At 43.0% G+C, this 13711-nt stretch carries 16 protein-coding genes; 2 read left to right on the forward strand and 14 right to left on the reverse strand.

Annotated features, from left to right (window positions below; all coding sequences use genetic code 11):
* Positions 1-49: 49 nt before the first annotated feature.
* Together AC3WJC_RS18530 and AC3WJC_RS18535 are read right to left on the reverse strand one after the other, a co-directional pair.
* On the reverse strand, positions 50-1261 hold the full coding sequence (locus tag AC3WJC_RS18530; RefSeq protein ID WP_492400606.1) for a TonB family protein: 1212 nt from the start codon (positions 1259-1261) through the stop codon (positions 50-52).
* Complete coding sequence (locus AC3WJC_RS18535) at positions 1254-1826, reverse strand: RNA polymerase sigma factor (RefSeq protein WP_492400607.1); 573 nt, start codon at positions 1824-1826, stop codon at positions 1254-1256. The genes AC3WJC_RS18530 and AC3WJC_RS18535 overlap by 8 nt, the downstream gene beginning before the upstream one ends.
* Positions 1827-2297: 471 nt before the next feature.
* Here AC3WJC_RS18535 and AC3WJC_RS18540 point away from each other — a divergent pair, with 471 nt between their 5' ends.
* Positions 2298-3605, forward strand: a complete 1308-nt coding sequence (locus AC3WJC_RS18540) for a phage integrase SAM-like domain-containing protein (protein WP_492400608.1) — start codon at positions 2298-2300, stop codon at positions 3603-3605.
* Positions 3606-3648: 43 nt separating this feature from the next.
* On the opposite strand, the gene AC3WJC_RS18545 is transcribed toward AC3WJC_RS18540, so the two are convergent.
* From AC3WJC_RS18545 to AC3WJC_RS18555, 3 genes are all read right to left on the reverse strand, one after another.
* On the reverse strand, positions 3649-5166 hold the full coding sequence (locus tag AC3WJC_RS18545) for a Fic family protein (RefSeq protein WP_492400609.1): 1518 nt from the start codon (positions 5164-5166) through the stop codon (positions 3649-3651).
* An 824-nt stretch (positions 5167-5990) separates the two neighbouring features.
* On the reverse strand, positions 5991-6950 hold the full coding sequence (locus tag AC3WJC_RS18550; RefSeq protein WP_492400610.1) for a hypothetical protein: 960 nt from the start codon (positions 6948-6950) through the stop codon (positions 5991-5993).
* A gap of 33 nt (positions 6951-6983) precedes the next feature.
* Positions 6984-7313, reverse strand: a complete 330-nt coding sequence (locus tag AC3WJC_RS18555; RefSeq protein ID WP_492400611.1) for a hypothetical protein — start codon at positions 7311-7313, stop codon at positions 6984-6986.
* A gap of 155 nt (positions 7314-7468) precedes the next feature.
* Between AC3WJC_RS18555 and AC3WJC_RS18560 the strand changes: the two genes are divergently transcribed.
* Positions 7469-8167: a hypothetical protein gene (locus AC3WJC_RS18560; protein WP_492400612.1), complete on the forward strand. Its 699-nt coding sequence runs from the start codon at positions 7469-7471 to the stop codon at positions 8165-8167.
* 233 nt (positions 8168-8400) lie between these two features.
* Here AC3WJC_RS18560 and AC3WJC_RS18565 read toward each other — a convergent pair whose 3' ends face one another.
* The 9 genes from AC3WJC_RS18565 to AC3WJC_RS18605 form a co-directional block, all read right to left on the reverse strand.
* Entirely contained in the window at positions 8401-9213 is an 813-nt protein-coding gene (locus AC3WJC_RS18565; RefSeq protein ID WP_492400613.1) for a PRTRC system ThiF family protein, read from the reverse strand.
* Entirely contained in the window at positions 9210-9959 is a 750-nt protein-coding gene (locus AC3WJC_RS18570) for a PRTRC system protein B (RefSeq protein ID WP_492400614.1), read from the reverse strand. The genes AC3WJC_RS18565 and AC3WJC_RS18570 overlap by 4 nt, the downstream gene beginning before the upstream one ends.
* Positions 9934-10833, reverse strand: a complete 900-nt coding sequence (locus tag AC3WJC_RS18575) for a hypothetical protein (RefSeq protein ID WP_492400615.1) — start codon at positions 10831-10833, stop codon at positions 9934-9936. Before AC3WJC_RS18575 ends, AC3WJC_RS18570 begins: the two co-directional genes overlap by 26 nt.
* 98 nt (positions 10834-10931) lie before the next feature.
* The gene (locus AC3WJC_RS18580; RefSeq protein WP_492400616.1) at positions 10932-11108 is read right to left on the reverse strand and encodes a hypothetical protein; all 177 of its coding nucleotides are present in this window, start codon (positions 11106-11108) and stop codon (positions 10932-10934) included.
* Positions 11109-11110: 2 nt separating this feature from the next.
* Positions 11111-11326: a PRTRC system protein C gene (locus tag AC3WJC_RS18585; protein WP_492400617.1), complete on the reverse strand. Its 216-nt coding sequence runs from the start codon at positions 11324-11326 to the stop codon at positions 11111-11113.
* Between the two features lie 10 nt (positions 11327-11336).
* Entirely contained in the window at positions 11337-11930 is a 594-nt protein-coding gene (locus tag AC3WJC_RS18590) for a PRTRC system protein E (RefSeq protein ID WP_492400618.1), read from the reverse strand.
* A gap of 2 nt (positions 11931-11932) precedes the next feature.
* Complete coding sequence (locus AC3WJC_RS18595) at positions 11933-12184, reverse strand: hypothetical protein (RefSeq protein WP_492400619.1); 252 nt, start codon at positions 12182-12184, stop codon at positions 11933-11935.
* A gap of 2 nt (positions 12185-12186) precedes the next feature.
* Positions 12187-12534 (reverse strand): hypothetical protein, encoded by a 348-nt coding sequence (locus AC3WJC_RS18600; RefSeq protein ID WP_492400620.1) that lies wholly within the window; start codon positions 12532-12534, stop codon positions 12187-12189.
* Positions 12535-12614: 80 nt separating this feature from the next.
* Complete coding sequence (locus AC3WJC_RS18605) at positions 12615-13682, reverse strand: DUF932 domain-containing protein (RefSeq protein ID WP_492400621.1); 1068 nt, start codon at positions 13680-13682, stop codon at positions 12615-12617.
* Positions 13683-13711: the final 29 nt, after the last annotated feature.

Here is a 13711-nt window from a genome sequence, read left to right on the forward strand (position 1 = left end):
AAAGAGGTTAGCTTATGGGATAAAGCTAACAAAAAACAAAGACTGAATATTATTCGGCCCTGAACTTAATGCTGAGCTTAACTTTTTTAGGTTTTCCGCTGCTGTCGGCTACCCATTTGGGTCCATCCTTTACCAGGGCGATGGCTTGCTGGTCGGTTTCGTCGCTCAGGCTTTTGGTGATCTCGAAATCGGTTAACGTGCCATCGCTGTTAACGGTGAACGATAGTTTGACCGTGCCTTTTTTGCCATCCGGAGAAATGGCGTTATCTTTCAGATAATCCTTGTAATCATCCCAACCGTTAACCGGGTGAGCTTCATTTATTTTGTGTTTGCTGCCATAGCCAACCACCACAACCTCGTTCAACGACCTTTGATCCGGTTCCATGGCTATCATTAGAGAATCTTGGTTTTTAACTTTAACTTTTTTGTCTTTAAAACCCATAAAGGACAGGTCTAACTCCGTTTTATCAGGAACTACCGGGATATTAAAATAGCCTTGTGCATCGGTTTGTGTAGCGGTGCCTTTTCCTTTAACGGTAACAGCTACCCCGGGTATGGCCTGTTTAAGTTCGTCAGTTACCCTGCCGCTTAATATTTTTTGCTGCGCCCGACCTGGCGTAACAGTAGCAACAGATCCTGTAACGCTCTTTTTTGATTGCGTGGCATAACCCATAACAATAATTTCATCAAGCGATGCCCCTTTCCTGATTCCCGTATCCGTTGTTTGTATGGTGTTTGGTTCAAAGGCCTCGTCAGCCGCAGGAATGCTTCTGTTTGGGTGAGCCGTTTTCTTAGCTCTTGGTAATGCTGCCAAAGCCGGCTGCTGCGCCGGTAAAGGCTTTTTCACGCTAAGTTGTACCGCCGTGTCCTCTTTTAAAGGAGCCGGGCTTATCATAAGCTCTGATGGTTGCGCTATTTCGGCTTTATCAACATTAGCTAAAGCTTTTTCGTTAATAGCGGGCTTATCCTGATATAGCCATAAACTAACAGCGGCTAATACCACAATTACAGAGGCTGCTGCGCCTAATCTCCACATCAGCATGCTCCGTACCTTGCCTTTGGCGGTGCGTTGCTTTAAGCGCCCGGCAATATCGTTAAGGTTAAGCTGATGATTATTACCCACCTTGCCATAGCCCTCTAAAGCATCCATTAAAAACGGATCGTTTTGTGCCTCGCGTTCCAGTTGATGCATGGCGCGGGCATCAAGCTCCCCATTTAGGTACTTTTCAATTTGCTTCGTTATGTCGGCAGGCTTACTCACGGTTTTTCTCTATGCAAATTTTCAGGTTACGTTTTCCGTTCTGTATATGGCTTTTTACCTCGTTCATGGTAAAGCCGGTATCATCAACAATTTCCTTGTAGCATTTTTCCTGCAAAAAAAACAGGTCGACGCTCTGGCGCTGCCCGGCAGGCAATTTATCCATACATCTTTCCAGCACCGTCATGTACTCCTCATTATATCTGTTATCAGGATGCAGATCGGCGGTAAATTCCATAACGTTATCATCAATAGCGGTGGTGGGCATCTTTTTGTCGCTCCGTAACTGCATCAGGCAATAATTGCGCGCCAATACATACAACCACCCCCTAAACTGTTTAACCTCATGCGCTTTAACTTTGGTTACCAGTTGCTCAAAAATACCCATTACGGCATCCTTGGCATCATCCTCACCGGGCAGATATTTTAAGCATACGCCATACACCAGCGGCACATATTTTTCATACAAACGCCCCAGCACCTGCAAGTCGCTATCAGTACGGTAGCGTTCAAGCAAAATATCGTCATCTGCTTCGTCAGGATGTATTGTGCGGCTAAACAGGTTCATTTATGGTGCCGCAAAATAAACTTTTTAAAGGTAGGATGTTAGTTTTTGATGCAAGTAAATGATGATTGAACTATTTATTTAGGTATAGCTATGTGTAAAAGCTGAATTTATTATACAGATCAAAAGCAAATTAATGACAGATTGGGCGGGATGAAATGAACCTATTAGGCATAAAAAAAGCCCCGCGGACATGCGGGGCCTGAGGCTCCTGAGGCTGGGCTCGAACCAGCGACCCTCTGATTAACAGTCAGAAAATGGCGTTTTCCGATATTTGTTTATTTTTATTATTTACTGATATACAGCATTTTAAGTGTTTTGGGTTTGCCGATATTTATCGTTATTTATCGTTATTTTGGTCAAAAATATGCAAATAATATGCAAATTTTTGGAGGCAAAATGTGCCTTAATGATATCAAAAAAGCACATAATTCGTATATTTGAAAAATAAAGTATGCAAATTTTTGTGAAAAAATGGAAAAGATCGAAAAAAAGGCGCTTATTTCACTATATCTCGATACTAGAAGAGAGTTATCTGACGGTACCTACCCTGTGAAAATTCAAGTTTTTTACGGCAGACAAAGGCTATTCAATACAGGCACATATGTTACGGCTGAAGATTTTGAGGATTCATATAAATCGGCTAAGCCAAAGGGGGATCGTTTGAAAGATTTAAAAATCGAACTCAACTCAATCGAAGCAAGGGCTAACGAAGTGGTTGATGATCTGAAAATCTTCACTTTTGAAAAATTCGAGAAAATGTTGTTCGCAACCAAACAATCTCTGACGAACATTATCGATCATTACAATAACTATATTAAGGAACTCGATAAAAATAGCCAAACAGGTACATCTTCCAGTTATCTCTGTAGCATTAATTCTATTAGGGAATTTATTAATGACACCCGTAGAAATCCGATCGAGGTGATAACGTTTGACATGATCACACCCGAATTCCTTAATAAGTATGAAAACTGGATGATCGCCCAGGATAGAAGCAGGACAACTGTTGGAATCTACCTGCGTACCACCCGGAAGATATTTAACCAAGCCATAGAAGATGGTATTATTGACAGGGAAATTTATCCCTTCAAAAAATACAAGATTCCCACCGGTAAAAATACCAAAAAAGCAATTGAAGCTCCAGATCTTAAAAAGCTGTTCAACGCAGATGTAAAAGGCAATATCTTCCAGGAAAAAGCGAAAGCCTTCTGGTTCTTTAGCTATCAGTGCAATGGAATGAATATCCGGGATATTTCTGAATTAAAGTTCAGGGATCTACACGGGACTTACTTCTCATTCCTAAGACATAAAACGATAAGGACGACCAAAGAAGATCCTAAACCGATCATTGTGCCGATTACTGAATATGTAAAAGAGGTATTTGAAAGATACGGAAATAAAAGAGGGAAGCCGAGTGATTATGTTTTTCCAGTTTTTACCCCCGGCATGGACGCTAAAGAACGTCATAAAGCCAATCAAAACTTCGTTCGCTTTATTAACCAGCACATGAAAAAACTGGCCAATGCCAATGGAATGGAAATCAAGGGCACGATGGAAGCCAGGCACTCATTTACCACACAAGTCACCAGACGACAAGGAATGGAGTTTGCCCAGGAAGCATTAGGTCATACTACTCTTGCAACAACTCAAAATTATTGGGCCGGATTTCAAAGTGAGACCAAAAAAGAAATGGCAGATATGCTGATGAATTTTGATGAACCGAAAAGCAGACGAAATGTCAATCCTGCCAAACGTATTGCAAGAAGAGTTCGCGTTTAATATGGATTCTAATTGTGCAAGCGGCGCTTGCACAATTAGAATTTTAAATAAAATCCTTTAAAGTAGCAGCCGGTTTTCCATCCATACCCAGTTGTACTAACTGTGCTACGAATTTTGCAAAAGGTGTAATATCACCGGTTACGCTGGCTGTTTCCAGGCAACTCATATATTCAGCCCGCTTTTCAACCGGAATAACCGTCCAGGGATACCCACCAGAGGACAGCATAACGTTCATCATAAACCTACCCATCCGGCCATTTCCATCCATGTAAGGATGAATGTTTACAAAAACGAAATGTCCCAATACTGTCCTTACTGATGCTTCCGGCTCAACGGCTAAAAGTTCAAACAATAACGGCATTGCATCCCTCAGGGCTGTTACATTTAATGGCACATGCTTAGAGCCGCCGATATAAACCTGGTTTGTCCGGTAACCTGCCAGGTCACCAGCCTTTAATATGCCAGCTGTCACGCTCGGCCCAAACAATTCTCGGTACCAATCCTGGTGTTCTTCGTCGGCAATAGTTCCGGAATTTGCGCCTTCTATTATCTTTCGGATACTTTCTTTAACTACCTGAAATGCCTGCCAGTAACCGCGTGCTGCCATGGCATCTTTTTGCCCGCGGTCTTCTTTGTTGCCTTCGCTGTTCCACTGCCCACTACGGACTTTTTCAATCAGTTCAGGTGTAACCCGATATCTTTCAATGGATAAAGAGTGATAGGCATCAGTGACATATACTTCCTCGACCGATTTAAGATAGGCTTCTTTATCCTTTGGTATACCAAGGGCCTTGGGGAAAACGGCTATTACTGCATCGCGCATGGTATTCCACATCAACCTGATTCTATTCGCATAAGGTGAACGCTCTTTGAACGACAGGTCCACGTCAATCTTGGTTTCAAAAGGGTCGGTTTCCCTGATATCATAGCCAGCGGCTTTCATGGCTTTCAACAGATCGTTTGCGAACCTTTCGCGGCCTATATTCCGGAACGCACCGGCTAATCTCCCGGCAATAGTGGTATGGCCCCCGTTTAACAGAATAGTCAGCACTTCGGAGGAAGCGCCTATTAAAGCCAGGGCTGCACGCGCGTCCGTTGGACTTTGAGTAAATATCGATTGACTACAAAATACCACTGCAGCAGGCAAGGTATATACCATTATACCATTTTGCTTTTCTCTGAGTTCAACTGCCGGCAGTTCGCCTCTCATATGAAATAGAGAGGTATGGTAAGGCAAGTCTGTTTTAAAGTTAGAAGCATCAGGCGCGCGGATCAGTAACTGAGCTGGCACCGTTTGGTTCCCAGAATGAAGTTGCAATGAATAATCAGCGGAAAGGATATATTCATCACCATACTTTTCGCTGATATACCGGCTGCAAAATTCCCAATAATTAGCATACCAGGAAGTGCTGTCACCCTGCATTTCGTCTGGGCTTGATGGAATATACCAGCCTTTGAGTACCTCTTTAAGAAAGCCATTCTTGGTTAATCGCTGCCTGTAAACAGTGCTAATGTCATTGGTATGAATGGTTACCAAACCTTTATTTTGTAGGTCATGCAATACGTCTAATGCATCGGCTAATTTTTCTGCTGGTGTTGCCATCTTTGCTCTATATGGTCATTATGCACCCATCTGTTTAATGATACGTGCTCTTATTATGATTATCAGTAGTGTTTAAATTATAATAATTAAATGTAGTAAAATTATAATAATCAAATGTATTATAATTATAATAATCGAAATCGAGGAGAGATATGGTTATAACTAAGATTTGATTGATTATCCATAGGCTTGAATAAGCGACGGAATCATTTTAAGTTTCAAATTGATGTAACTACAAATTCGTCTTCAAATTTTAAAACTGCCTTACAGCTGACCGCCTTCCTTAATGCGAAGAATAGAGCTCCTGAAAACTTATTTGCAAGAGGCTGGTTAATAATTACTAACCTTTAAAGGGATATTCGCTTTTGGACAGCTGTTAAATAGTACTAATGATACCTCTCTAGTATAATCTCCGTCAGTTAAAACTGATGATCTACCGGATACACAGGCGCACCTCAATGGCCATACGATTATCACACATACTTACAGTATTTTTTTGGACAATGGAGAAAGGGCCGTTCCTGAAAACGTCCAGATCAGCATTTACAATAATTAATAAAAGCCTGTCTCCGCCATCCATGCGCATCATTCTTATCAATTCTGCATGCCGCGCCGCTAACAAGTTTTAGATAGGCAGTTCGAATGCCGAGGGAGTACTTAGATCATTAATCTGCAATTCTCATTTTTTGCAAAAGCAGGAGATTGGTATCAGGGCTACTCTAATCGCTAAGTAAAGAAACGATCTCCTTGCAATACTGAAAGCCTTAGGAAATGTCAAAATGCTAGACGATACCGGGAGGGACATAATTAGTAATAGCGAAATTACCATTTACGACGTCTACTATATCACTGGCTTTGTCTCCATAATATTGCTTTTTGTTGTTCCTGTCAAGTACATGCCGGTAAATGAGTGCTTTATCAAGCCTTAATGTACGATCTACCGCCTCTGGCGTCAACACTAAATTTAAGCCCTTGCCTTCGCTCATGGCACCTGGATAGATCAATCCTTCGATCTCTTTTTTTTCCTTAAAATGATAGTAATGTCTCAAAGAATAAAATAGGGCGGAAAGTGTAAGGTAGACCTCTTTTTTGGAGGTTCTTAAGCGGCTTAGTGCCGCGTAATAAGCGGTAAAATCTTCAATGAACAAATAGATCTCTTCACTAAAATTTTCTTGAATTGTTTTAAAAAAGCCTTCGGTGCCAATTTTTAGTCTGCGGTTGTCAGATAGATGTAAGTCATCGTTGCAAAGATTTATAACGAACAGATCCTTTTCGACAAGCCAACCACCGATCGCCAGATCTTGAGCTATAACTGGGTTTTTAGGATTAGTCAATTCTTTACAGCATTCAAGTGCACATGATAATAGATAATCTTCCTTATCAGAGTCTGTTGGTAATGAACCGTAAAATAGAGGCTCGCCTCTTCGATTGAACCTTCCTAATTTAATTTTATGAGGAGTTACCTTATTGTAAGAAATTTCTCTCTGGTTACTATACAATGGCCATTTATGATCGTAAACTCTTGCCCGCAAGATCCGGCTGCCATAAAGAGGCGTGATCATCATAGGGACAATGCTGATAATATTATAAAAGCAGGCAAATATAGCCTGCAAGTTTCGAGGACTCATCGGGCGGTTTAATATCGCTTTTGTAGCCTCAAAATTTAGCTTAAGATAATTTGCTTGCTTATTAACCCATTCTATATGTCCTGCCTCAAGTTTTGGCATGGTATTCAGTTCCATAAGGGGATAAAATTAACCCATTGAGTAATTTGCTTATCTAGGTGCGTTGATCCATGGCAAATAGTCTTCGCGAAAATCATAAAGAGTGCTTATCCATCTTGGATATACGAATTGCTCACGCTCTTCATTGTCATCTAAATCTTCTGAGTTCGCCGGGATCACCTTATGGATCTTATCTAAATCAAATCGATAGTACCCTGGCTCACCTGAATGCCATCCCCATGCGTAAACAAAGTGATCACCATAAGAGGACTCTGCGGTAAATATCGGTTTAATCGTTGTTGCAGGCTCATCATCACCGCCATACTGAATTGTCACCCATTTTTTCGCTTTTATTGCATTGGTAATTTTATCGTTAGTCATATGAGAAATTGTTTATTGCAATAATACTATTTTCAAAAATCTATAAGTTGTATCGCCTCTGTAAAATATCCACATTTTAAACCAGCTTCGACTGTCAAATTATACGACGGACAGTTGATAATTTATTAGTTTTGAAAGGCCTTATTTTTTACAGGATGGATCTAAATGAACTAAGCAACTTGCTTAACACTTTCAATTTTCAAGATATCGTAAGAAGTGAAGCGGAATCTTATCTTACAGGCGGTGCTCATCACTTTAATTCTTACCTGGAAAGTTCCATCGACAACCAAAAATTTGTTCTTACCGGCTTGAAAAAATTCGGGAATAAGGAAGATAAAATCACGTATTTATTAATAACGATTGACTATCTTAATTTACAGTTGGCATCAGCTATGGAAGAGTTAGCAAAGCCTAAAATGTCTGAGGAGGAAGAAAGATATCACTGGTTAAGTCAAACCAACCGAGACTGGTCAAAGCAAAAACATCGTGCAGAAACACAACTATTTTATGCCGTTCGTGAACTTGAAAAGCTTGGTGTTAAGGGCATTGATAAAAGGGCATTTGATCAAATTGAAGTGAATGAACTAACCAGAAAGATCAATGCTCTTTTGATCAAAATAGACGAGATCACAGTTGGTCAAGAGGTTATTTATGACTTTATATCTGACTTGAAAAGTGATCTCAGTGAACTGAAAACCGACTTTCCACTTGGTAAAAAAAGGTGGTATCAACGTTTTACCGGCATTGTAGCCTCATATGTCGCCAACAAAGGAGCTGACACACTTTTCGATGTGCTGAAACCTGAGATTTCCCGGGTAGTTCAAGAGCAAGGCCATCGATTATTAGGTCTTTAAGTTTTGTTTCTTTGATACTTTCTTAAATCAGCACTTACAGTTAACACTATTTTGATTTAGTGAAGAAGCAATAACCGAAATGGAGCGCCCCGTATTTTAACCAAAAGCCGTAACCATTGCAAAATACGGGGCGTCAAACGGGGCGGGCGTATGCCCGCCCGCCGGAGAGTCCGGCGGCGGTGTCAATCCGCACTATTTTATAAATGTATTAATGCTAATTGACACCAAAGGGCTTAAGCCACTTTTAAAGGCTGTGTTCTGAAATGCTGCAGGTTCAGGAAAAACCCGCGATTAAATAAAATGCCTTCCCTGAACAGTTGCCATAAGAGCGATGCGCCACAATTGGCCAATGCGGAGTTGATAAACAAATCCTGTTTGGTGAGGGCTTCGGCAAGCGAACAGCTTGGCGTGTTATCCGCTTGTTCAGATGCGACGAGCAGTTCCTTAAATTCATCGGTCACCAAGGGCAAAGTTTCTACAGGCTGGTATAGTTCCGAAGCGGGTTGTTTTATTTTCTCCAAGGTAGACAGGATGACCTGACCGCTCGAACGGCTGTTCCCAAAATCCATCCAGTACTGCACACGGTTGCGACCGCCGTATTGAGCGGCTAAATGTTTCAATATATCTGCTATCTCGTAACGGGCGTCTACGGTATCGACGCAGGAAATGGTGATGGTGGCACTTGCCAAATCCTTATCTTTTAAGGATGCTTTATCATAGCGGGTCGTCTCCGCACGCCAGTTCGTACCGAAAAATCGATTGATGCGGTTAATGAGGGCGACCGATTTATGTAAGCCTAATTCAGCGGTGGTGAATAACTGCCTGCCGAGGTTGGCGGTATCTACGGTGTCATTGTCAAATACCCTGACAAATAAACCCGCATGACCTAAAGCGTTTAACGCATGGTTCATTCTTGCTAATGCGGTCAATACCTGACCGCCTGTACCGCCTGCGCCAATGAGATTGACAGTAACGGGATTGTAGGGCTGTAACAATTCCTTTTGTACGATATGTACCGCAGGTTTGCTGATTTTTTGCTTTCTCATTGGATGATGCTTTTAAGGGTCAGACTGGTTTTGATTAACTCGTCCTGCGGGAACGGTTTGCCCTTTCCTGCAAGGGAACGCCACAATTCGGTCGTATTACTTTTGGTGCTGTTATTTCCATTGATAGAGTGGCTGAAATTGCTGTTAAAGAAATACTGCTCCCATATTTTGGTAAAGTCCTCCAAACAGGTGGTTTGATTTATATTAATCTGTACCGTACCCATGCAAACCTGACCGCTCCCGTAGATGTTTAGATACGGCGCATCGCAGAGTTTGGTCTTTTCAGTCGGTTTTGTTTTGCCTGTTAAACCGTAAACCATCAAATGGTCAGCATTGGCTTTCCAAAGCATGGCAGGTATGTGGAACTTTCCCGATGGGATATTCAGGCTATCTACAAAAAACAGGTTCACTTCCTGTGGCGGCGTGTACCAAACGGCATAGCCGTTTGCCTGTTGATTGACGTATAAAATATTGGATGGCAATAGCCCTTTGCTCTTAAGATAACCGCTTTTGGTTTCCTGCGTGGTTTGCAATAAGTCGCTTAGTGCGGTCACTTCCTTTTCGTTCAATGGATGGGCATTGATGGGCTTGCCGTTCCTGCCGATGTCGTAGCTTTCCACATAAATATCCGTCCGCTTTTCTTCCCGTTGGAACTGGTTAATTTCTTCGGCTTTATCATAGCGGTATATGAGCAAGGCTTTGAACGGTTCAAAACCGCTGTTAAACTGTTGGGTGATGTTCTTCATGGTCGTAATCGTTTAATAAGTCCCGTAGCCGTTCGATCAGGTCGAACAGGCGGTTCTCAAATTCAAAATCTCTTTTATCAGGGTCTGGCATGCAATCAAAATAATGGACAGCAGTAGGTTCATCCATGACCGGTCTTTCCTGAAAAGAGCAATTGATCATTTCCATGAGTTCATGCTGAAAGCAATCCTTATCGCTCCAGTAAAAACCCATGTATTCCCAAACTGCAATCCGTTCTTCCTCGTCAGGATATACCAAATCGGGGTGAATGCTGTCGGTTAAGGAGCGCTTAGGGTACTGGCGGTAAAGTTGCAAGAATTCGATAGCCAGTAGTTCCCATTCCAGTTCATGTTTATCCCTGTGGTGGAAGTTCGTAACGATGGTGTACATTCTTTTAAGCCAATCGGGATTTTTTATGATGGGCATGATATGCCCGCCTGCCCGCCTTAATTCATAAAGGGTATCTTCCTGTTGCTGTCGCCATGCCTTATCTTCTTCGTCGGTATTGCTCTCATCTTCGGCTTCGCTTATCCACTGTTCCAAGGTATCATACTGGTAATTCATAAAACTCCCGCTCTCGGCATAAAATGGAATATCGACCACTTGATGCAAATAGGCGAATATGACCGTTACCAGTTCAGTAATGGCGGTATGTTCCGCACTTTGCGACCATTGCCAGTAAGCCCTCACGGGGATATAAAAAAGGCAATGGCTCAAATCAAAGGTCTTAACTACCGATAGCACCGCCTGTTTGCCTTTGTCCTGCAAGATCATGCAATGGTTCTCCCGATTGGTAGCATTTACCTGCTTTTCGACCGCCTGCCATGTGGCATAAATGTTCTGCGGGAACGGGAGATCGGTTTCGGGTGTTTCCAACCCATAAAATTTACAAAGATTGTCAAGGGAGTTAAAATACTCCCTTGCTATCCTGTCCTGGTTACCGCTGAATGACCAAAATGGTAGGAAACTATGATTTAAAAAACCATTTCCGTCATCCCTGCGGGTGCGCTTCGGAGCGGGTTGCGCCTGACCTCGTCTGCATCGGGCAGGCGGTTTAACCGCTCTGCCAGTTCGCCGAATAATTGCTGTAGTTTCCATTGGTCGCCTTTCCTGTTGATTTTAATAATTCTGTTAACTGCCTGCTTTTTCATAATTATCCTTTTGTTCCCATCGTGCTTTCAAAACGGTACTGCGCTTCGTCGTCTTTGATGTCAGGACCGTTAATTTTGGCGTTGGTGAGTATCGGGTAAGTGCCTGCATAGAAGTTCTGCACTTCTGCAATCGTAAACCTGTCATTGGGGTCTGTCAACCGGATTTCCTGCCCGTTCTCCTTGTGCAGGAATATCCTCGGTAATATCATCGTTTTCATTATTCGGGGATTAATCGTTAAAACTTGCGGTTAATTTATCGTAGGCTTCCTTACCCGCCTGCAGGGTTTTGCGCTTGGCTTCGATGGCTTCTGCCTTGTCAAGGTATTCCGACACATCTGGCAATTGCGCTAATGCTTCGGCATACCTGGTGTTTTGTGCCAAATTCTTCACCCGTTCCATTGCCTCGTCATACAGCCGTTTCTTTTCAGCTTTCGCCTGCTTGTCATCCCCGGGCGGGGTAAACAGGGTATTGGCCTCGTCCTGTTCGTCCTCGTCGGGTTCGGTTTCCGCAGGTTTGCCTGCTTTGGCCTTATCAGGCTTGGCGTTCTTTTTGGCTATATCCAGTTCCTTTTGATAGGTTTCCAGATTGCTGATCAACCCTGCGGTTTGCTGTACGGGTTGTGCCAGTTGCTCAAAAAAACCCTCGTCCAGTTCTTCGGCGGTCGCCTTAAAAAGCATAGGTGGCAAACCGTCGATAGCCTTATCTTTTTTGAGTACAACCGATACGGTCTGCACCCCTGTTTCGTCCTGATGGACATTGAGCAGAAAATTGCCGTTGAAGCCTAATCCTGCTATTTGCTGAAAAAAATTCGTTTTCATCATTGTTAATGTTTAAAGTGATTAAATCCTGCTAAGGCGAGTAAAAAGAAGCCTGCCCAAACGCAGAGCGTTGCCATAAAATAGAAGACCTTTTCCACGGCCATGGTCAAAATGAACCTGCCGTACGTGGGGAACTGCTGTAAACCGCCCATCCCCCTGCGGTTAAACCTGCGCCTGCCGATGTGATAACGGATAATCAGACCGATGGCCAGTAAGAGCAGGCCAATGGTCAGGTGATAATTTTGATATGCTTTCATGATTAGTTAAATAAAAGTTCGACTGCGGGTTTAAACTTCGGGTCGCCGTGCCTGCCGTTCGCCACGTATTGCGTTAAAGCATGGGCGGTAAAAATGGCGGTAAAACCACCGAATAACTGGTCTGCAAATACCGCTGAACTTTCATACAGGTCTTTCGGGTATTTAGCCACAACCCGCTGAACTTCTTCGGACAGTCCAAACCAAAAATCCACGCTGAATAACTGGTCTTTCCATTCGGTGGTAATCCGTTCCCTGTCGTTTAAAACCGTTTCGGTCAGTTCGTTCAGATAGCCTAAGAATTGGGGTATCTCGTTACTTAGCAGACTGTGTAAAAGCCTTCCTTTCTGCACGTTGTTTAACATTTGTAATGGTTGCATCGGGCATTCATTAAGGTGAATAAATGCAGGGGGATTGCTCCCCCTGCGTAGGGTTAATTCAGGTTAAGCGCATCCGCTCCAACTTTGGCAAAGTTCCCGCAAAGGTCAAAGGCTACCTGTGCCCGTTGCTTTGCCGTACCGTCCATAATAGATTTGAATTTGGCATCCCCGTCCTTGAAATTGCGAACGTTTTGGTAATACCCTGTGATGGCATTGTAGGCACCGAATACTGTCCCTGCGGTGGTTTCCATCTGTTGGGTCGGGTTACCCATTGCATAGGCATAGGCGTTATCCACGATATTGGTGTAGGTGGTTGATAGCTTATCCAGTAAACCCAATTCGAGGTTTTGGATAACCTCTTTATTAGGTGCTAAAGCAACCTGTATCAGTTTTTTCACCTGCGCATCAGTAATGCGCACCTTTGCCCAATGATTAAACAGTTCCCCTAATTCCTGCGCCACTACGTGAGATATGCCCATTAAGGTATGCGCCTGTTTCAGGCGGTCATTAGCCGATGCGGTGTGCCTAATCTTAATACCACCCGACTGATTGCGCAATGCGGCATTTAAGGTGTTGTTACATACGATACGGGTCGGTGTGAACGCGGCGGTAATACTGCCGAAACCATCGTGCGAAGTGGTCAGGAACAAATACTGTTCTATTAAATCCTGTTTACCGACTTTAATATAATCGGGTAGCTTGGCCGTAATAAAAATGCGCTCACCCTTGCCCAATGCGCCTGCGGTCTCATATTTTATACCATCCCCGCCACCAACGATAGCATCAAAGAACTGGAATGCATCCGCATTTTGTACCACTTCGTAATCTTTACCGACTACGCCCAAAACGTTATCATTATCATTGCGGACGGTGGCAAAGAAACCGGGTACTTCCAGTTTTGAGTTTGCAAAATCGGGGTCGAACCCTGTGAGTTCATTGTTCAGCGCATTGGTAAACAAAGGGCGTTTCTCCACCGTATAATCTAATCCCGCATAGCGTATCGCTTCCGCACTGGTGGGGTAATCTTCTACGATCTGCCCCAAGCCGTGCCATGCCTTTTCCTTTACACTAAAAAAGCTGTGTTTCTCTGTCTGCTCGTTATAAAAAAGATTATGTGCCATTTTCTGAAATTTTAAGGTTAAAAACTTGT

It is taken from the genome of Mucilaginibacter sp. FW306-07-L (genome assembly GCF_058782065.1).